At 62.7% G+C, this 16,622-nt stretch carries 25 protein-coding genes; 24 read left to right on the top strand and 1 reads right to left on the bottom strand.

Features of this window, described 5'->3' with window-relative positions; translation table 11 throughout:
• Nucleotides 1–39: 39 nt before the first annotated feature.
• The gene (locus E3T61_RS07690; RefSeq protein WP_134640286.1) at nt 40–1,773 is read right to left on the bottom strand and encodes a DUF4012 domain-containing protein; all 1,734 of its coding nucleotides are present in this window, start codon (nt 1,771–1,773) and stop codon (nt 40–42) included.
• 297 nt (nt 1,774–2,070) lie between these two features.
• Between E3T61_RS07690 and E3T61_RS07685 the strand changes: the two genes are divergently transcribed.
• The 24 genes from E3T61_RS07685 (at nt 2,071) to map (ending at nt 16,549) form a co-directional block, all read left to right on the top strand.
• Nucleotides 2,071–3,537 (top strand): sugar transferase, encoded by a 1,467-nt coding sequence (locus tag E3T61_RS07685; protein ID WP_134640285.1) that lies wholly within the window; start codon nt 2,071–2,073, stop codon nt 3,535–3,537.
• 472 nt (nt 3,538–4,009) lie between these two features.
• The gene (gene rpsJ / locus E3T61_RS07680; RefSeq protein ID WP_035834607.1) at nt 4,010–4,318 is read left to right on the top strand and encodes a 30S ribosomal protein S10; all 309 of its coding nucleotides are present in this window, start codon (nt 4,010–4,012) and stop codon (nt 4,316–4,318) included.
• A gap of 8 nt (nt 4,319–4,326) precedes the next feature.
• Nucleotides 4,327–4,986 (top strand): 50S ribosomal protein L3, encoded by a 660-nt coding sequence (gene rplC / locus E3T61_RS07675; protein ID WP_088457178.1) that lies wholly within the window; start codon nt 4,327–4,329, stop codon nt 4,984–4,986.
• A gap of 5 nt (nt 4,987–4,991) precedes the next feature.
• Nucleotides 4,992–5,642, top strand: coding sequence for a 50S ribosomal protein L4 (rplD, locus tag E3T61_RS07670; protein WP_134640284.1), 651 nt, complete (start codon nt 4,992–4,994; stop codon nt 5,640–5,642).
• Complete coding sequence (rplW, locus tag E3T61_RS07665) at nt 5,642–5,944, top strand: 50S ribosomal protein L23 (protein ID WP_088457176.1); 303 nt, start codon at nt 5,642–5,644, stop codon at nt 5,942–5,944. The genes rplD and rplW overlap by 1 nt, the downstream gene beginning before the upstream one ends.
• A gap of 25 nt (nt 5,945–5,969) precedes the next feature.
• Nucleotides 5,970–6,809 (top strand): 50S ribosomal protein L2, encoded by an 840-nt coding sequence (gene rplB, locus E3T61_RS07660; RefSeq protein WP_104165740.1) that lies wholly within the window; start codon nt 5,970–5,972, stop codon nt 6,807–6,809.
• Nucleotides 6,810–6,818: 9 nt separating this feature from the next.
• The gene (rpsS, locus tag E3T61_RS07655; RefSeq protein WP_066597628.1) at nt 6,819–7,100 is read left to right on the top strand and encodes a 30S ribosomal protein S19; all 282 of its coding nucleotides are present in this window, start codon (nt 6,819–6,821) and stop codon (nt 7,098–7,100) included.
• A gap of 23 nt (nt 7,101–7,123) precedes the next feature.
• Nucleotides 7,124–7,489 carry a 50S ribosomal protein L22 gene (gene rplV / locus E3T61_RS07650; RefSeq protein ID WP_066597626.1) on the top strand — a complete coding sequence of 122 codons (366 nt, stop codon included), beginning with the start codon at nt 7,124–7,126 and terminating at the stop codon, nt 7,487–7,489.
• A complete protein-coding gene (gene rpsC, locus E3T61_RS07645) occupies nt 7,489–8,253 on the top strand; it encodes a 30S ribosomal protein S3 (RefSeq protein ID WP_066597624.1) in 765 nt (254 codons plus the stop codon). The genes rplV and rpsC overlap by 1 nt, the downstream gene beginning before the upstream one ends.
• Nucleotides 8,253–8,672 (top strand): 50S ribosomal protein L16, encoded by a 420-nt coding sequence (gene rplP / locus E3T61_RS07640; RefSeq protein WP_066597622.1) that lies wholly within the window; start codon nt 8,253–8,255, stop codon nt 8,670–8,672. The genes rpsC and rplP overlap by 1 nt, the downstream gene beginning before the upstream one ends.
• Entirely contained in the window at nt 8,672–9,010 is a 339-nt protein-coding gene (gene rpmC, locus E3T61_RS22535) for a 50S ribosomal protein L29 (RefSeq protein ID WP_066597620.1), read from the top strand. The genes rplP and rpmC overlap by 1 nt, the downstream gene beginning before the upstream one ends.
• Nucleotides 9,011–9,012: 2 nt before the next feature.
• Nucleotides 9,013–9,306, top strand: coding sequence for a 30S ribosomal protein S17 (rpsQ, locus tag E3T61_RS07630; RefSeq protein ID WP_110128307.1), 294 nt, complete (start codon nt 9,013–9,015; stop codon nt 9,304–9,306).
• A gap of 34 nt (nt 9,307–9,340) precedes the next feature.
• Nucleotides 9,341–9,709: a 50S ribosomal protein L14 gene (gene rplN, locus E3T61_RS07625; RefSeq protein WP_066597616.1), complete on the top strand. Its 369-nt coding sequence runs from the start codon at nt 9,341–9,343 to the stop codon at nt 9,707–9,709.
• A 3-nt stretch (nt 9,710–9,712) separates the two neighbouring features.
• On the top strand, nt 9,713–10,072 hold the full coding sequence (rplX, locus tag E3T61_RS07620) for a 50S ribosomal protein L24 (protein WP_134640283.1): 360 nt from the start codon (nt 9,713–9,715) through the stop codon (nt 10,070–10,072).
• Complete coding sequence (gene rplE, locus E3T61_RS07615; RefSeq protein WP_130176627.1) at nt 10,072–10,662, top strand: 50S ribosomal protein L5; 591 nt, start codon at nt 10,072–10,074, stop codon at nt 10,660–10,662. The genes rplX and rplE overlap by 1 nt, the downstream gene beginning before the upstream one ends.
• A gap of 105 nt (nt 10,663–10,767) precedes the next feature.
• Nucleotides 10,768–11,166: a 30S ribosomal protein S8 gene (gene rpsH / locus E3T61_RS07610; RefSeq protein WP_066597609.1), complete on the top strand. Its 399-nt coding sequence runs from the start codon at nt 10,768–10,770 to the stop codon at nt 11,164–11,166.
• 6 nt (nt 11,167–11,172) lie between these two features.
• The gene (rplF, locus tag E3T61_RS07605; RefSeq protein ID WP_134640282.1) at nt 11,173–11,709 is read left to right on the top strand and encodes a 50S ribosomal protein L6; all 537 of its coding nucleotides are present in this window, start codon (nt 11,173–11,175) and stop codon (nt 11,707–11,709) included.
• A gap of 2 nt (nt 11,710–11,711) precedes the next feature.
• Nucleotides 11,712–12,083 carry a 50S ribosomal protein L18 gene (gene rplR, locus E3T61_RS07600; protein ID WP_088457171.1) on the top strand — a complete coding sequence of 124 codons (372 nt, stop codon included), beginning with the start codon at nt 11,712–11,714 and terminating at the stop codon, nt 12,081–12,083.
• On the top strand, nt 12,080–12,793 hold the full coding sequence (gene rpsE / locus E3T61_RS07595) for a 30S ribosomal protein S5 (protein WP_255455660.1): 714 nt from the start codon (nt 12,080–12,082) through the stop codon (nt 12,791–12,793). The genes rplR and rpsE overlap by 4 nt, the downstream gene beginning before the upstream one ends.
• Nucleotides 12,793–12,975, top strand: coding sequence for a 50S ribosomal protein L30 (gene rpmD / locus E3T61_RS07590; RefSeq protein WP_066597599.1), 183 nt, complete (start codon nt 12,793–12,795; stop codon nt 12,973–12,975). The genes rpsE and rpmD overlap by 1 nt, the downstream gene beginning before the upstream one ends.
• A complete protein-coding gene (gene rplO, locus E3T61_RS07585; protein WP_110128304.1) occupies nt 12,975–13,577 on the top strand; it encodes a 50S ribosomal protein L15 in 603 nt (200 codons plus the stop codon). The genes rpmD and rplO overlap by 1 nt, the downstream gene beginning before the upstream one ends.
• A 102-nt stretch (nt 13,578–13,679) precedes the next feature.
• Nucleotides 13,680–15,002: a preprotein translocase subunit SecY gene (gene secY, locus E3T61_RS07580; protein ID WP_134640281.1), complete on the top strand. Its 1,323-nt coding sequence runs from the start codon at nt 13,680–13,682 to the stop codon at nt 15,000–15,002.
• Nucleotides 14,999–15,613, top strand: coding sequence for an adenylate kinase (locus tag E3T61_RS07575; RefSeq protein WP_134640280.1), 615 nt, complete (start codon nt 14,999–15,001; stop codon nt 15,611–15,613). Before secY ends, E3T61_RS07575 begins: the two co-directional genes overlap by 4 nt.
• A gap of 99 nt (nt 15,614–15,712) precedes the next feature.
• The gene (gene map, locus E3T61_RS07570; RefSeq protein WP_241992447.1) at nt 15,713–16,549 is read left to right on the top strand and encodes a type I methionyl aminopeptidase; all 837 of its coding nucleotides are present in this window, start codon (nt 15,713–15,715) and stop codon (nt 16,547–16,549) included.
• Nucleotides 16,550–16,622: the final 73 nt, after the last annotated feature.

The following is a 16,622-nucleotide window of genomic DNA, read 5'->3' as shown; positions in this document are numbered from 1 at the left end:
AAACCGGCGGGCACGGAATCGCCGCACACTCCCGAATAGCTAGCCGCAGGCTGGCTCCACTGACTGCGCCGTGGCGTTGATCATGGGGGTACCACGGACTTCGAGGGGACCGTATTGCCCCTCTGCTCCCGTGAACGAGGCCGTGACTGTACTTGACTCGCCCGGTGCCAGATAGGCCGTGAAAGACGCCACGGGCCTGCCCAGGTCGTTTCCGGAGGCATTCACGGTGGTACTTTCGCCTGCCGCATCAACTCGGGCATCTACGAGCGTCGCTCCCACCGGCCCGTATACGAAGACCTTTGTGCTCGTGAGCTGGGGACCGTAGTTTCCGCTCGACACGTACTCGGGGAGCGCGTTCGCCTCGTCGGCCGTCAAGTTGGAGTGCAAGGTCACTGTCGTGCTGAAGCTCGGTGTCGGACCAGCCGCGCAAATGTCGCTCGTTGTTGTGGCGGCGGTTTGCAGGAAGTAGTCCATCTTCGAAGCGGACGTGTCCTGGTAGTAGACCCCGATGGCAGTGCTTTCGACATTGTCCTTGGGCAGGGCGCCCTGGATACGTGTGCCGTCCAAAGCCTGTTGCTCCGTCGGGTCAGCGCTCCAGGCCAAGATGCTGCCCTGGTTCACACCTTCCGTGACGGCCGTGATCATGGCGTTCATGTCGAACTCACCGCTGATCACTTTGTTGAGGATGGCGGATGCGGCCGACTGGAAGAACGCGTCGATCTTTTCCGGCTCTTGGTACGAATCGAATCTGTAATACACGTCGTGCACGAGCAGACTGACTGCATTCTCGCTGCTCAGTACATCGCCGCTGGGGAGATCGATGGGCCCTGTGGCGTTGAGAATTCGCGCGAGTGCTAGAGGGTCGACTGAAATTACGCCATTTGCGGTGAGCCCCTTGTCCCGGATCCAGTAGGCACGCATCAGCTCCGCTGCAGTCGGAAAGTCGGGTCGACTTGTAGACGTGTTCGGATAACTAACGAGGTAGTCGGTGAACAGGTCGATCGCACTTTGGTCCACGGGCACATCGAGTTTGGTTCCCTCGACCAGGTCCTGGCTGCCGGCGCCCTGCGCGGCAATCGAAATTGCGCCTTTGTCGACATTGATGAGGGTGTAAGACGCCGCGCTGCCGCCAAGGGCAGTGCTCTCTGCGTTGTTCTGGAATGCCAGTAGGTATGTGCGTGGTCCGTCTGCCCCGAGGGCCGGCCCGACGAGTTGCAGCAACGGTACGGCGCTCGCTATTGCTGAATCGGCTTTTCCCAAGAGGCCGTTTACTTTTGTCACCGCGGCCGAGACCGGACCGACGGTGGCGGAGGCGTCAACTGTCGCCATTCTGGCCATCGACTCTGCGAACACAGTCTGGGCGGTTTCGGCGATTGTCTGAACGTCTTCGAGCGGCGTGATGTCGAAGCCACCGGTGACTGGATCGCGGGCCGTTATGTCATAGTTCGCGACGAGTTCGACCGCGGGAGCGGCCACATCTTGCACAATCGCGTCGATGCTCTCGGAGACAGCCCGCACCGCCTTAAGGTTCGCGCCGACGATCGGAACGACCTCGGCGGCTCGCCAAGTCAGGTCCTGAGTCCCCGCCACAGCGCTAGCGGATTTCTCCTGCAGTTCGGTACTCGTCGCGGTCAGGGTAGTGAAATCCCCGCTGCCAATCTCGGTCTGCAGCTGGTCGACGAGTGCCTGAGACGCTTCCAGGTCCGTCTTCACCACGAGCACTCGTGTGGCGAGCCACGTCACCGCACCAAGCAAGAGTATTGCGGCAATCACGAGGCCTACCTTCACCCGTCGTTTCGCGACCGACTTGCGACGACGGTGACGTACGTCCGCGCGCGATGGGCGGGACGACGTGCGTTTGGATGCTCGTGAATTCACAGGTCCACCCTAGGGGAGTGCGACTGTGAGGGCGGGGAACCACAAGCACCGATGTGGCGCGCGGCCCTACAACAGGGCACACACACATTGCCTGATAAAGCACTGAGTACTGTCGAATATGTGGAACGATGAAAAAGGCATGTCTGGAATATCTATTTTCGGATGCACGCGTGTCATGCGATGGGGGAACGAATGGCAATCGGCGATACACGTACCGCGGGGGTGTTGCGGCGCAGATCCTGGCAGCGCGCCTATGCGGTGCGGCTATTCAGCACGGACATCATGGTGGTACTCGCTGCGGTGTTCGGATCCCAATTCATCTGGTTCGGACTCGAGACCGTGGAGCTGGAGGCTCCGCAGCCGTTCAGTCTCGGTGCCAGCTACACGGCCGTCTCACTAGTTCTCGTTGTTGCCTGGATGATTATGCTCGACGTATTCGCCACCCGGGATCACAAGGTGATCGGCAGCGGAACGCTCGAATATAAGCGGGTCGCGGACGCAACAATTCGTTTGTTCGGTGTCTTCGCGATCGTGGCCTATCTGTTCCAAATCGAGGTAGCACGTGGCTATTTCCTTCTGGCGCTGCCGCTGGGTATGTTTCTCCTCATCGGTTCTCGCTGGCGCTGGCGCAAGTGGCTGCGTAAGCGTCAGGCCCGGGGTTTCTATCTCTCCCGTGCGTTGCTCCTTGGCGAGCGATTGAAGTCGGCCCACGTGGCCGCAACGATTACCCGCTCCCCGGGTTCAGGTCTGCTGCTTGTCGGAGCACTGACTCAGGAGGGCACTGTCGGGAAGGGACCGGTGCGCGGTGTCCCCGTTGTGGGCGACTATGGCGACCTTATGGTCGCCGTCGACGAGACCAACGCCGACACGGTGATTCTTACTGGTGCCGATGAGATCAGCCCCGAAGATATGCGCCGGGTGGGTTGGGAGCTCGAGGCTCGCGACGTGGAACTGATTGTGGCGCCGGCACTGACCGACATCGCCGGGCCACGCATCCACTCACGACCGGTAGCCGGGCTTCCACTGATTCACGTGAGCTACCCGCAGTTCGAGGGTGCGAAGCGCGTGACCAAGCGCACCTTCGACATCCTTGGGTCTGCGCTGCTCATTCTGCTCAGCTCACCCGGGCTCATCTGGGTGGCCATCGCGGTCAAGCGCTCCAGCCCCGGCAACATCGTCTACCGCCAGGACCGCATTGGCCGGCACGGCGCCACCTTCGGCATGTACAAGTTCCGCTCGATGGTGCAGGACGCTGACGACCAGCTGGAGAGCCTGCTCGACGCGCAGGGCACGTCGGACACCCCACTGTTCAAGGTGACAAACGACCCGCGCATCACCCCGGTCGGCAAAATCCTGCGCAAGTACTCCATCGATGAGCTGCCGCAGCTGTTCAACGTGCTGTTCGGCGAGATGAGCCTGGTGGGCCCGCGCCCGCAGCGCGCCGCCGAGGTGGCCCTCTACGACGATGCCGCGCACCGCCGGCTGATCATGAAGCCCGGCATGAGCGGGCTCTGGCAGGTCAGCGGCCGGTCCAACCTCAGCTGGGAAGACAGCATCCGCCTGGACCTGTACTACGTGGAGAACTGGTCGCTCACGGCCGACATCCTGATTCTGTGGCGCACTGTGCGCGCCGTGGTCACTCCGGATGGGGCCGTTTAGGCGGGTCTCGACAGGCTCGACCAGCGGGACGGTTTCGGGGTCTTGCGAGGGTCGACCGGCAGGGACGCGAGACGCCCGAGTTCCGCGGAACGACGCGGATCGCGCGACACGCCCAACGCGACACGCCCGGGTTGCACAATGACCTATTCCTGTGGCAGACTCTTCTAGTTCAACACTTTCGGATCGCGCTGCTCGCGAGACCGGAATCACTACCAGGCAGTGCATAGCTCGCCCCTTGAGGGTCGGAGTTAGGCCGCGGGTAGCAGAACGAAGCTTAAATCAACTTCTTGGATGCGTGGGTAAAACCATGTCATCCGCCAGGTCTCGACCTGGGGGAGTTGGCTCGAGAAGGTCGGAACCCCGGCCGGATCGAAATTGACAGATGAACAGTGGTGCGATAGCAGCAGTGCTACTACGGCGTCCAATGCAGCCCTCGGGATGTAAGAAGCCTTGACAAGAAAGAGAGTTCGACATGGCGGGACAGAAGATCCGCATTCGACTTAAGTCGTATGACCACGAGGTCATCGACATCTCGGCGCGCAAGATCGTCGACACCGTGACCCGTGCGGGCGCGACCGTCGTCGGCCCCGTGCCGCTTCCGACCGAGAAGAACGTGGTGTGTGTCATCCGTTCCCCTCACAAGTACAAGGACAGCCGGGAGCACTTTGAAATGCGCACCCACAAGCGTCTGATCGACATCATTGACCCGACGCCGAAGGCCGTCGACTCGCTTATGCGTCTCGACCTCCCGGCCGACGTCAACATCGAGATCAAGCTCTAGGGCCCGCGATGTCGTACGCAGATACCAAGACCACCAAGGGCCTCCTCGGCAAGAAGCTCGGCATGACTCAGGTGTGGGACGAGAACAACAAGCTTGTTCCCGTTACCGTCATCGAGATCTCGCCGAACGTCGTCACCCAGATCCGCACGAAGGACATCGACGGCTACGCCGGCGTCCAGATTGCCTCTGGCGCCATCGACCCCCGCAAGGTGAACAAGCCGTCCGCAGGACACTTCGAGAAGGCCGGCGTCACGCCGCGCCGTCACGTTACCGAGCTCCGCACCGCGGATGCCGCTGACTACACCCTGGGCCAGGAGCTCACCGTTGACGGTGTGTTCGTTGCCGGCACCAAGGTCGACGTCATGGGCACCTCCAAGGGCAAGGGCTTCGCCGGTGTTATGAAGCGTCACAACTTCAAGGGTGTTTCCGCTTCGCACGGTTCACACCGCAACCACCGCAAGCCCGGTTCCATCGGTGCCTCCTCGACCCCCAGCCGTGTCTTCAAGGGCATGCGCATGGCCGGTCGTATGGGTGGCGAGCGCGTGACCGTGCTGAACCTCAAGGTTCACGCGATTGACGCTGACAAGGGCCTGATCCTGGTCAAGGGTGCCGTTCCCGGCGCCAAGGGCCGCCTCGTATTCGTCCGCACCGCAGTGAAGGGAGCGTAGTTCTTATGGCTACCGCACTCGACCTCATCGACGCCAACGGCAAGAAGGCCGGCTCCGTTGAGCTGCCCGCCGAAATCTTCGACGTCCAGACCAACATCCCGCTGATTCACCAGGTCGTTGTCGCGCAGCTCGCTGCCGCACGCCAGGGAACGCACAAGGTAAAGAGCCGCGGAGAAGTTTCCGGTGCCGGCCGCAAGCCGTTCAAGCAGAAGGGAACCGGTCGCGCTCGTCAGGGCTCGATCCGCGCCCCTCAGATGACCGGTGGTGGCATCGTCCACGGACCGACCCCGCGCAGCTACGACCAGCGCACCCCGAAGAAGATGATTGCCGCCGCGCTCAAGGGTTCGCTCTCTGACCGCGCCCGTGGCGACCGTCTTCACGTGGTCACCGCTCTGTTCTCGGACGAGACGCCCAGCACCAAGGGCGCCATCACGCTGCTCACCCAGATCGCCAGCAGCAAGCACGTGCTGGTCGTTCTCGAGCGCACCGACGAGCTGACCCTCCGCAGCATCCGCAACCTCCCGACGGTGCACGTGCTGTCCTGGGACCAGCTGAATGCCTATGACGTTCTCGTCTCTGACGACATCGTCTTCACCAAGGGCGCGTTTGACGCGTTCGTGGCGCACAAGACCAAGAAGGAAGAGGTGTCCGCATAATGGCTACCCCGATTCAAAAGGACCCCCGCGACGTCATCATCGCTCCGGTCGTCTCTGAAAAGAGCTACGGCCTGATCGACGAAGGCAAGTACACCTTCATCGTGGACCCGCGCTCGAACAAGACCGAAATCAAGCTGGCGATCGAGAAGATCTTCAAGGTTGAGGTTGCGTCGATCAACACCATGAACCGCATCGGCAAGACTCGCCGGACCAAGTTCGGCATGGGTAAGCGCAAGGACACCAAGCGTGCCATCGTCACGCTCAAGTCCGGTTCCATCGACATCTTCACGGCCGTCGGCTAAGCGGCCAGGACTAGAGGAATAAGAAATGGCTATTCGTAAGTACAAGCCCACGACCCCCGGTCGTCGCGGTTCTTCTGTTGCGGACTTCGCAGAGATCACCCGTTCGACGCCCGAGAAGTCGCTGCTTCGTCCGCTGTCCAAGACCGGTGGTCGTAACAACCAGGGTCGCATCACGACGCGTCACATCGGTGGTGGCCACAAGCGCCAGTACCGCGTGATCGACTTCAAGCGCAACGACAAAGACGGCGTCAACGCCAAGGTCGCTCACATCGAGTACGACCCCAACCGCACGGCGCGCATCGCGCTGCTGCACTTCCTGGACGGCTCCAAGCGCTACATCATTGCGCCGAACAAGCTGAACCAGGGCGACATCGTCGAGTCGGGTGCCGGTGCTGACATCAAGCCCGGTAACAACCTGCCGCTGAAGAACATCCCCACCGGTACCATCATTCACGCCATCGAGATCCGTCCGGGTGGTGGCGCCAAGCTGGCCCGCTCCGCCGGAGTGTCGGTTCGCCTGGTCGCGAAGGATGGCATCTACGCCCAGCTGCGCCTGCCGTCCGGAGAAATCCGTAACGTCGACGCCCGCTGCCGCGCCACGATCGGCGAGGTCGGCAACGCCGAGCAGTCGAACATTAACTGGGGCAAGGCCGGCCGGATGCGCTGGAAAGGCGTTCGCCCGACCGTTCGTGGTGTTGCCATGAACCCGGTCGACCACCCGCACGGTGGTGGTGAGGGTAAGACGTCCGGTGGACGTCACCCCGTCAGCCCCTGGGGCCAGAAGGAAGGGCGCACCCGCCACCCGAACAAGGAAAGCGACAAGCTCATTGTTCGTCGCCGTACCGTCGGCAAGAAGCGTAAGTAGGAGTAGACGATGCCAAGAAGTCTTAAGAAGGGCCCCTTCGTTGACGACCACCTGCTTCGCAAGGTTGTCAAGGCGAATGAAGCCTCAAGCAAGAACGTAATCAAGACCTGGTCGCGCCGTTCGATGATCATCCCCGACATGCTCGGGCACACCATCGCGGTTCACGACGGTCGCAAGCACATCCCGGTGTTCGTCACCGAGAGCATGGTGGGACACAAGCTCGGCGAGTTTGCCCCCACCCGCACCTTCCGTGGTCACGTGAAGGATGACAAGAAGGGTCGTCGCCGCTAACGCGGTGACGTGAAGGAGGAGAAATGGTGGAGTCGATCGCACGCGTGCGTCACATCCGCGTTACCGCCCAGAAGGCCCGTCGCGTTGTCAACCTGATTCGTGGCAAGCAGGCGCATGAAGCGCTGGGAATTCTCAAGTTCGCGCCGCAGGGCGCGTCCGACCCCGTGTACAAGCTGGTCGAATCGGCCATCGCGAACGCACGGGTCAAGGCCGATGCTGCGAACGAGTTCCTGGACGAACAGGATCTGTTCATCTCCCAGGCATTCGTCGACGAGGGCACGACGCTCAAGCGTTTCCAGGCCCGCGCACAGGGTCGCGCATTCCAGATCAAGAAGCGTACGAGCCACATCACTGTTGTGCTCGCCACTCCTGAGGAGGGTACGAAGTAATGGGTCAGAAAGTAAACCCGTATGGCTTCCGTCTGGGAATCACGACCGACCACGTGTCGCGTTGGTTCTCTGACAGCACGAAGCCGGGCCAGCGTTACAGCGACTTCGTCGCTGAAGACGTCAAGATCCGCCGCCTGTTGAGCACCAGCCTCGACCGCGCAGGCGTGTCCCGCATCGAGATCGAGCGCACCCGCGATCGTGTCCGTGTCGACATTCACACCGCCCGTCCGGGCATCGTGATCGGTCGTCGCGGCGCGGAAGCAGAGCGCATCCGGTCCGACCTTGAAAAGCTCACCGCCAAGCAGATCCAGCTGAACATCCTCGAGGTCAAGAACCCCGAGCAGGATGCACAGCTTGTCGCGCAGGGCATTGCAGAGCAGCTCTCCGCTCGTGTGGCTTTCCGCCGCGCGATGCGTAAGGGCCTGCAGGGCGCCCAGCGCGCCGGCGCCAAGGGTGTTCGCATCCAGGTGTCCGGTCGTCTCGGTGGCGCTGAGATGAGCCGTTCGGAGTTCTACCGCGAAGGCCGTGTGCCGCTGCACACCCTGCGCGCGAACATCGACTACGGCTTCTACGAAGCCAAGACCACCTTCGGCCGCATCGGCGTGAAGGTCTGGATCTACAAGGGCGACATCACCAACAAGGAACTCGCTCGTGAGCAGGCCAACGCTAAGTCGTCCCGCCCCGAGCGTCGTGACGACCGTCCCCGCCGTGCGCCTCGCGCAGAGGGCGCGGCTCCGGTTGCAGCAGGAGTTGAGGCTAAATAATGTTGATTCCCCGCAGAGTTAAGCACCGCAAGCAGCACCACCCCGGCCGTACCGGCCACGCAACCGGTGGTACCACTGTTTCGTTCGGCGAGTATGGCATTCAGGCCCTCACCCCCGCGTACGTGACCAACCGTCAGATCGAGTCCGCTCGTATCGCCATGACGCGTCACATCAAGCGTGGCGGCAAGGTCTGGATCAACATCTACCCGGACCGCCCGCTGACCAAGAAGCCTGCCGAAACCCGCATGGGTTCCGGTAAGGGTTCGGTCGAGTGGTGGGTCGCGAACGTCAAGCCGGGCCGCGTGCTCTTCGAGCTCTCCGGTGTCTCTGACACCGTTGCTCGCGAAGCGCTGACCCGCGCAATTCACAAGCTGCCCCTCAAGGCACGCATCATCAAGCGCGAGGAGGGCGACGCATAATGGCGATCGGATCCAAGGAGCTCGCCTCAGTCGAGCTCGACACCTTTGAAAACGAACGACTGTTCGACGAGCTGAAGAAGGCCAAGGAAGAGCTGTTCAACCTGCGCTTCCAGTCGGCCACCGGCCAGCTCGAAAGCCACGGCCGCCTCCGCGCGGTCAAGCGGGACATTGCACGCATCTACACGGTTCTCCGTGAGCGCGAGCTGGGCATTCGTGCCACTCCCGTCGCAGTCGAGGCTCCGGCCAAGGCTGAGAAGAAGACGACCAAGAAGGCCAAGGCCAAGGACGCATCCACGGATGCTCCCGAGGCTGACGCCGTCGAGACGAAGGAGGCCTAATCATGGCGAAGACTGACGAAACGGTCGTCCCCGCCGAGGCTCTCGTGCGCGGCTACCGCAAGACGCTGCGTGGTTACGTGACCAGCGACAAGATGGATAAGACCATCGTTGTCGAGGTCGAAGACCGCGTGAAGCACCCCCTGTACGGCAAGGTCATCCGCCGTACGTCCAAGCTGAAGGTTCATGACGCGGAGAACACCGCCGGCGTCGGCGACCTGGTCCTGATCAGTGAAACTCGACCGCTGAGCGCCACCAAGCGCTTCCGCCTGGTCGAGGTTCTCGAGAAGGCCAAGTAAGCGCTCGCGCTTACTTGATAGAAGGAGTTAGAAAGTGCTTCAGCAAGAATCACGACTCAAAGTTGCCGACAATACCGGTGCCAAGGTCCTGTTGACGATCCGTGTTCTCGGTGGCTCCGGCCGTCGTTACGCCGGACTGGGTGACGTCATCGTCGCCACCGTCAAGGACGCCATCCCGGGTGGCAACGTCAAGAAGGGTGACGTCGTCAAAGCCGTCATCGTTCGCGTCAAAAAGCAGACCCGTCGTCCAGACGGCTCGTACATCAAGTTCGATGAGAACGCCGCAGTGATCTTGAAGGCTGACGGAGACCCCCGTGGTACCCGTATCTTCGGACCGGTCGGTCGCGAACTCCGCGACAAGAAGTTCATGAAGATCATTTCGTTGGCACCGGAGGTTATCTAAATCATGGCCAGAATCAAGAAGGGTGACCTCGTAGAGGTCATCACCGGCCGCACCCAGGCTCGCGGCGGAGACCGTGGCAAGCAGGGTCGTGTGCTCGAGGTACAGGTTGAGAAGAACCGTGTTCTCGTCGAAGGCATCAACTTCGTCAAGAAGCACGTTCGTGTCGGCCAGACCCAGCGCGGCTCCAAGACCGGCGGCATCGAGACCGTGGAAGCATCGATTCACGCTTCCAACGTCGCGCTTGTCGACCCGGAGACCAAGAAGCCGACCAAGGTCGGATTCCGCCTCGAAGAGGTAACGAAGGACGGCGTCTCCAAGACGGTCCGCGTTCGTTACGCCAAGAAGTCAGGTAAGGACCTCTAATGACTGACACCGCAACTGAGGCCACCAAGCCCGTCGTGCTGCCGCGTCTCAAGCAGAAGTACCGCGAAGAGATCTCCCTGCAGCTCGCCAAGGACCTGGGCTTCACCAACGTCCACCAGGTACCCAACCTGACGAAGATCATCGTCAACATGGGTGTCGGCGAGGCTGCACGCGACGGCAAGATCATGGATGGCGCCGTCGCCGACCTCACCAAGATCACCGGCCAGAAGCCGCAGGTCACCAAGGCACGCAAGTCCATCGCGCAGTTCAAACTGCGTGAAGGACAGCCCATTGGCACGCACGTCACACTTCGTGGCGACCGCATGTGGGAGTTCCTCGACCGGCTGCTCAGCCTCGCACTGCCCCGTATCCGCGACTTCCGCGGCCTCTCGGACAAGCAGTTCGACGGCGCCGGCAACTACACGTTCGGTCTCACGGAGCAGGTTATGTTCCACGAGATCGACCAGGACCGGATCGACCGTATTCGCGGTATGGACATCACTGTTGTGACGACCGCCAAGAACAACGACGAGGGTCGCGCGCTGCTCAAGGCGCTCGGCTTCCCGTTCAAGACGGCCGAGAACTCCTAAACTAGCAATACCCCGGGGGCCGGACATCCGTTCGGCCCCCTCCACCACCACAGGTCGTCATCCGTGTAACGGGTGCACGAAACCAGGCGAGAAAGGCACCACAAAATGACAATGACAGATCCGGTCGCAGATATGCTGACCAGACTGCGCAACGCTAACTCGGCGTACCACGACACAGTGTCGATGCCGCACAGCAAGCTCAAGGCGCACATCGCAGACATCCTCAAGGCACAGGGTTACATCTCTGCCTGGGATGTCAAGGATGCAGAGGTCGGAAAGACCCTCACGCTGAACCTCAAGTTCGGCCCCAACCGCGAGCGTTCCATCGTCGGCATCAAGCGGGTTTCCAAGCCCGGCCTGCGCGTGTACGCAAAGTCGACTGAGATCCCTACGGTTCTCGGCGGCCTCGGCGTTGCCATCCTGTCCACCTCCAGCGGTCTGCTCACCGACCGCCAGGCTGAGAAGAAGGGCGTAGGCGGAGAAGTTCTCGCCTACGTGTGGTAGCCGACAATGTCACGTATTGGAAGACTTCCGATCGAGATCCCTGCGGGTGTCACGGTCGAAGCTAACGGCCAGGCCGTCAGCGTCAAGGGTCCGAAGGGCGAGCTCGCGCTCACCGTCGCCAACCCCATCGAGGTTAAGGTCACCGATGGCCAGGTTCTGGTCACCCGTCCCGACGACGAGCGCGCTTCGCGTTCGCTGCACGGACTGACCCGTACCCTGATCGCCAACCAGATCATCGGCGTCACCGTGGGTTACACCAAGGGACTCGAGATCGTCGGTACCGGTTACCGCGTCGCTCAGAAGGGCACCTCTGTTGAGTTCGCCCTCGGCTTCTCGCACCCGGTCCTCATTGAGCCGCCCGTTGGTATCTCCCTGACCGTCGAGGGCGTTAACAAGCTCACGGTCAGCGGTATCGACAAGCAGGCCGTCGGTGAGGTTGCCGCAAACATCCGTAAGATTCGCAAGCCTGAGCCTTACAAGGGCAAGGGTGTGCGTTACGCCGGCGAGATTGTTCGCCGCAAGGCCGGAAAGAGTGGTAAGTAACCATGGGTCTCGGAACTAGAGGAAAAAGCAAGTCGGCTGCCCGCGGACGCAGGCACGCACGTCTTCGCAAGAAGATCGAGGGGACCGCGCTTCGTCCGCGTCTCGTCGTCACCCGCTCGGCTCGCCACGTATTCGTGCAGGTCGTTGACGACAGCAAGGGTTTCACCCTCGCGTCGGCGTCGACTCTCGAAACCGGTCTGCGCACCTTCGATGGTGACAAGACCGCCAAGGCGCACAAGGTCGGCGAGCTCGTCGCCGAGCGCGCCAAAGCCGCCGGTATCGAAGCCGTCGTATTTGACCGTGGTGGCAGCAAGTACGCAGGACGCGTCGCAGCCATCGCCGAAGGAGCCCGAAAGGGAGGGTTGGACCTGTGAGCACTGAATCCAGTAGCACCGCAGCAGCGAAGGAAGCTGACGTCGTCACTGAAGTTCCGGTGGAAACCGCAGCTTCGACCACGCCGCCGCAGAACGAGCCTCGTGAGGCTCGCCGTGGTGGCCGTGAGCGCAGCCCGAACCGTGAGCGCGGAAGCCGTGACGCCGAGAAGAGCCAGTTCCTCGAGCGCGTCGTCACGATCAACCGTGTTTCCAAGGTGGTCAAGGGTGGTCGTCGCTTCAGCTTCACCGCTCTGGTCGTCGTCGGAGACGGTAACGGCCTGGTCGGCGTTGGTTACGGTAAGGCCCGCGAGGTCCCGACCGCAATCAGCAAGGGCGTCGAGGAAGCGAAGAAGAACTTCTTCCGCGTTCCCCGCGTCGGCCTGACCATCCCGCACCCCGTTCAGGGTGAAGCAGCTGCCGGAGTCGTTCTTCTCCGTCCGGCCGCAGCAGGTACCGGCGTTATCGCCGGTGGCCCGGTGCGCGCCGTACTCGAATGCGCCGGCATCCACGACGTGCTGAGCAAGTCGCTCGGTTCGTCGAACACCATCAACATCGTGCACGCCACGGTGGAGGCCCTGCACCAGCTCGAAGAGCCCCGTGCAGTCGCGGCTCGCCGTGGCCTTGCCTACGAAGACGTGGCTCCGGCCCGTTTTCTGCGTGCCGACGCGGCTGCAGCAGCAGCCGCCGCAAGCGCAAAGGCAGGTGCCTAATGGCTCAGCTGAAGATTACGCAGATCAAGTCCAAAATTAGTGAGAAGCAGAACCAGCGCGACACACTTCGCAGCCTGGGCCTGCGTCGCATTGGCGCCGTCACGATCCGCGAGGACAACTCGCAGAACCGTGGCTACGTCAACACCGTTGCTCACCTTGTGAAGGTCGAGGAGATTGACTAATGGCTGACGAGAAGGAAGCTACCGAGAAGGTAGCAACCAAGCCCGCCGCTAAGAAGGCCGCCGCTCCCAAGGCGACGACCACGAAGGCTGCTGCAGCCAAGGCTCCGGCCAAGACTGCTGCCGCCAAGAAGGCCGCCGCGCCGACTGAGCCCACTGAGGTCCGTCCGCAGGTTCTGAAGGTTCACCACCTTCGTCCCGCGCCCGGATCGAAGAAGGACAAGCAGCGCGTTGGCCGTGGTGAAGGATCCAAGGGTAAGACCGCGGGTCGTGGAACCAAGGGCACCAAGGCGCGCTACACCGTGCGTATCGGCTTCGAGGGTGGGCAGATGCCTCTGCACATGCGCACCCCGAAGCTGCGCGGGTTCAAGAACCCGTTCCGCGTCGAGTACCAGGTTGTAAACCTGGAGCGCCTCGCCGAGCTGTACCCGACCGGCGGCGATGTAACCATCGCTTCACTGGTCGCCAAGGGCGCAGTTCGCGACAACGAGAAGGTCAAGGTTCTCGGCAATGGTGACATTGCGGTTAAGCTGACTGTTGCAGTCGATAAGGTCTCCCGCTCAGCAGAGCAGAAGATCGTCGCAGCAGGTGGCTCGATCAAGTAGTAAGACCCGTAGACGAGATCGAGCTTGTCGAGCCTGCTCAGCGACTAATGCGCTGACGCTGTCTCGGCAAGCTCGTTCTTTGTTACTAACTGGAGGCCTTTTTTGTTTAGCGCCATTGCGCGGATATTCCGCACGCCGGACCTTCGTAAGAAGATCGGGTTCACCCTGGGCATCGTCGCCCTGTTCCGTCTGGGCTCGTTCATCCCCGCCCCATTCGTGGACTTCGGCAACGTGCAAGCCTGTCTTGCAGCGAACCAGGGAACGAGCGGCCTCTACGAGCTCGTGAACCTGTTCAGCGGTGGCGCCTTGCTGCAGCTGTCCGTCTTCGCGCTGGGGATCATGCCGTACATCACGGCCTCCATCATCGTGCAGCTGCTGCGCGTTGTGATCCCACACTTCGAGACCCTCTACAAGGAGGGTGCGGCGGGCCAGTCCAAGCTCACGCAGTACACCCGCTACCTCACCATCGCCCTGGGCATCCTGCAGTCGACCACGCTGATCACGGTGGCCCGCAGCGGCGCCCTGTTCGGCACCTCGGCCTCCTCCGAGTGCTCGCAGCTGCTCACCAACGACGCCTGGTACGCCATCATGCTGATGGTCATCACCATGACCGCCGGTACCGGCGTGATCATGTGGATGGGTGAGATGATCACCGAGCGTGGCATCGGCAACGGCATGTCGCTGCTGATCTTCACATCGATCGCCGCCCAGTTCCCCAACTCCCTCATCTCGATCGCCCAGCAGCGCGGCATCGACGTGTTCCTCATCGTTCTGGCGATCGGCCTCATCGTCGTCGCCGGCGTGGTGTTCGTGGAGCAGTCGCAGCGGCGCATCCCGGTGCAGTATGCCAAGCGCATGGTGGGCCGCCGAACCTATGGCGGCAACAACACCTACATCCCGATCAAGGTGAACATGGCCGGCGTTGTGCCCGTCATCTTCGCGTCGTCGCTGCTGTACCTGCCGGCCCTGATCGCCCAGTTCAATCAGCCCGCCGCCGGCGAGACGCCGCAGGCCTGGGTCACCTGGGTCACGAACAACCTCACCCAGGGCAGCCACCCGCTGTACATGGCGTTCTACTTCCTGCTCATCGTGGGCTTCACCTACTTCTACGTCGCGATCACCTTCAACCCCGAAGAGGTCGCGGACAACATGAAGAAGTACGGCGGCTTCATCCCCGGCATCCGTGCCGGCCGGCCCACCGCCGAGTACCTCGACTACGTGCTCACCCGGGTGACCCTGCCCGGGGCTCTCTACCTCGGTCTGATCGCGCTGATCCCGCTGATCGCCTTCTCGCTGATCGGTGCCGACCAGAACTTCCCGTTCGGTGGCGCCAGCATCCTGATCATCGTCGGCGTCGGCCTGGAGACGGTCAAGCAGATCGACTCCCAGCTGCAGCAGCGCCACTACGAAGGGCTCCTGCGATGACCCGTCTCCTCGTGATCGGCCCCCCGGGCGCCGGCAAGGGCACCCAGGCCGTGCGCCTGGCGGAAGCCTTCGGCATTCCGGCCATTTCCACCGGTGACATCTTCCGTGCGAACGTGAAGAACGAAACCGAGCTCGGACTGCAGGTCAAGGCGTTCATCGAGGCCGGCAAGTACGTGCCCGACACGCTGACCAACGCGATCGTCGCCGACCGCCTGGCCGAGCCGGATGCCCTGAACGGCTTCCTGCTCGACGGGTACCCGCGCACCACCGACCAGGTGCTCGAGCTGGACCGCCTGCTCAACGCCGAGGGCACCTCGCTCGACGCCGTGGTGCAGATCGTCGCCGACACCGATGAGGTCGTCGCCCGGCTGCTCAAGCGGGCCGCCGAGCAGGGCCGCGCCGATGACACGGCCGACGTCATCCGTCACCGGCTCGACGTGTACGAAGAGCAGACCGCTCCGCTGATCGACCTGTACGACAAGCGCGGCGTTGTCGTCACCGTCGACGGCCTCGGCGCCGTCGACCAGGTCACCGACCGGATCGTGGCGGCTCTGGCCGAGCGCGGCCTGCACGCCGTCGGTCCGACCGACGCCGTGGCGGCATCCGCATAGATTTGCTGTGATGGGGCGTCGGCTTCGGTCGGCGCCCTTTCGTTTTTCACCCGGGCGCTTTCCGGCGCCGGCTTTCGCACGACGACTTAGTTTGCAGGTATGACCGTGGCCCTTCGCCGCTCCATCTACAAGTCCCCGGCGCAGATGCGCCTGATGCTGGCCCCCGGCCTGGCGACCGCTGCGTCGCTCGTGGCAGCGCGCAACGCGATGCAGGTGGGTGTCACCACGCTCGAGCTGGATGCGGCCGCTGAGGCTGCCATTGTGGCCCTGGGCGGCCAGCCCAACTTCAAGCTCGAGCAGGGCTACTTCCACACCGTGTGCGCGTCGGTGAACGACGACGTGGTGCACGGCATCCCCAATGGGCGGGTGCTGGGCGCCGGCGACATCGTCTCCATCGACAGCGGCGCGATCCTCGACGGCTGGAACGGCGACGCGGCATTCACCTTCGTGCTGCCCGACCCGTCGCGGCCCGAGCTCGTCGCCGAACGCCAGGAGCTGTCGCGCGTGACCGAGCAGTCGCTCTGGCACGGCATCGCACGCCTGGCCGAGGCCCGCCACCTCAACGAGGTCGGCGAGGCCATCGAGGACTACATCGAGTCGCAGGGCACCTACGGGATCCTCACCGACTACGTGGGCCACGGCATCGGCAAGTCCATGCACGAGGCACCGCCGGTGTTCAACTACCGGGTGCGCCAAAAGGGCCCGGACGTGAAGCCCGGCCTGGTCGTGGCCATTGAGCCGATGGTGGTGCTCGGCGACATCGAGACCTACACCCGCGACGACGACTGGACCGTCGCCACCAGCGACGGCAAGGCCGCCGCACACTGGGAGCACAGCGTGGCCGTGCACAAGGACGGCATCTGGGTGCTCACCGCGGAAGACGGTGGCGCGGCAGGGCTGGCCCAGTTCGGGATCACGCCGGTTCCGCTGGCGTAACGGTTGGTGTCAGTGGCGTAAAGGCGGAGTTTTTCGGGACACGCCGCATCCGGGGGCCGGGTGTGCGGCGTGT

Source organism: Cryobacterium lactosi (genome assembly GCF_004403945.1).
In the GTDB taxonomy this organism is placed as follows: Bacteria; Actinomycetota; Actinomycetes; order Actinomycetales; family Microbacteriaceae; genus Cryobacterium; species Cryobacterium lactosi.
This window is presented reverse-complemented; position numbering and strand designations above follow the sequence as displayed.

Excerpts from the sequence above, each read along its gene's own strand:
- E3T61_RS07685 (WP_134640285.1), top strand. The coding sequence starts at position 2,071 with ATGGCAATCGGCGATACACGTACCGCGGGGGTGTTGCGGCGCAGATCC.
- rpsJ (WP_035834607.1), top strand. The coding sequence starts at position 4,010 with ATGGCGGGACAGAAGATCCGCATTCGACTTAAGTCGTATGACCACGAG.
- rplC (WP_088457178.1), top strand. The coding sequence starts at position 4,327 with ATGTCGTACGCAGATACCAAGACCACCAAGGGCCTCCTCGGCAAGAAG.
- rplD (WP_134640284.1), top strand. The coding sequence starts at position 4,992 with ATGGCTACCGCACTCGACCTCATCGACGCCAACGGCAAGAAGGCCGGC.
- rplW (WP_088457176.1), top strand. The coding sequence starts at position 5,642 with ATGGCTACCCCGATTCAAAAGGACCCCCGCGACGTCATCATCGCTCCG.
- rplB (WP_104165740.1), top strand. The coding sequence starts at position 5,970 with ATGGCTATTCGTAAGTACAAGCCCACGACCCCCGGTCGTCGCGGTTCT.
- rpsS (WP_066597628.1), top strand. The coding sequence starts at position 6,819 with ATGCCAAGAAGTCTTAAGAAGGGCCCCTTCGTTGACGACCACCTGCTT.
- rplV (WP_066597626.1), top strand. The coding sequence starts at position 7,124 with ATGGTGGAGTCGATCGCACGCGTGCGTCACATCCGCGTTACCGCCCAG.
- rpsC (WP_066597624.1), top strand. The coding sequence starts at position 7,489 with ATGGGTCAGAAAGTAAACCCGTATGGCTTCCGTCTGGGAATCACGACC.
- rplP (WP_066597622.1), top strand. The coding sequence starts at position 8,253 with ATGTTGATTCCCCGCAGAGTTAAGCACCGCAAGCAGCACCACCCCGGC.
- rpmC (WP_066597620.1), top strand. The coding sequence starts at position 8,672 with ATGGCGATCGGATCCAAGGAGCTCGCCTCAGTCGAGCTCGACACCTTT.
- rpsQ (WP_110128307.1), top strand. The coding sequence starts at position 9,013 with ATGGCGAAGACTGACGAAACGGTCGTCCCCGCCGAGGCTCTCGTGCGC.
- rplX (WP_134640283.1), top strand. The coding sequence starts at position 9,713 with ATGGCCAGAATCAAGAAGGGTGACCTCGTAGAGGTCATCACCGGCCGC.
- rplE (WP_130176627.1), top strand. The coding sequence starts at position 10,072 with ATGACTGACACCGCAACTGAGGCCACCAAGCCCGTCGTGCTGCCGCGT.
- rpsH (WP_066597609.1), top strand. The coding sequence starts at position 10,768 with ATGACAATGACAGATCCGGTCGCAGATATGCTGACCAGACTGCGCAAC.
- rplF (WP_134640282.1), top strand. The coding sequence starts at position 11,173 with ATGTCACGTATTGGAAGACTTCCGATCGAGATCCCTGCGGGTGTCACG.
- rplR (WP_088457171.1), top strand. The coding sequence starts at position 11,712 with ATGGGTCTCGGAACTAGAGGAAAAAGCAAGTCGGCTGCCCGCGGACGC.
- rpmD (WP_066597599.1), top strand. The coding sequence starts at position 12,793 with ATGGCTCAGCTGAAGATTACGCAGATCAAGTCCAAAATTAGTGAGAAG.
- rplO (WP_110128304.1), top strand. The coding sequence starts at position 12,975 with ATGGCTGACGAGAAGGAAGCTACCGAGAAGGTAGCAACCAAGCCCGCC.
- E3T61_RS07575 (WP_134640280.1), top strand. The coding sequence starts at position 14,999 with ATGACCCGTCTCCTCGTGATCGGCCCCCCGGGCGCCGGCAAGGGCACC.
- map (WP_241992447.1), top strand. The coding sequence starts at position 15,713 with ATGACCGTGGCCCTTCGCCGCTCCATCTACAAGTCCCCGGCGCAGATG.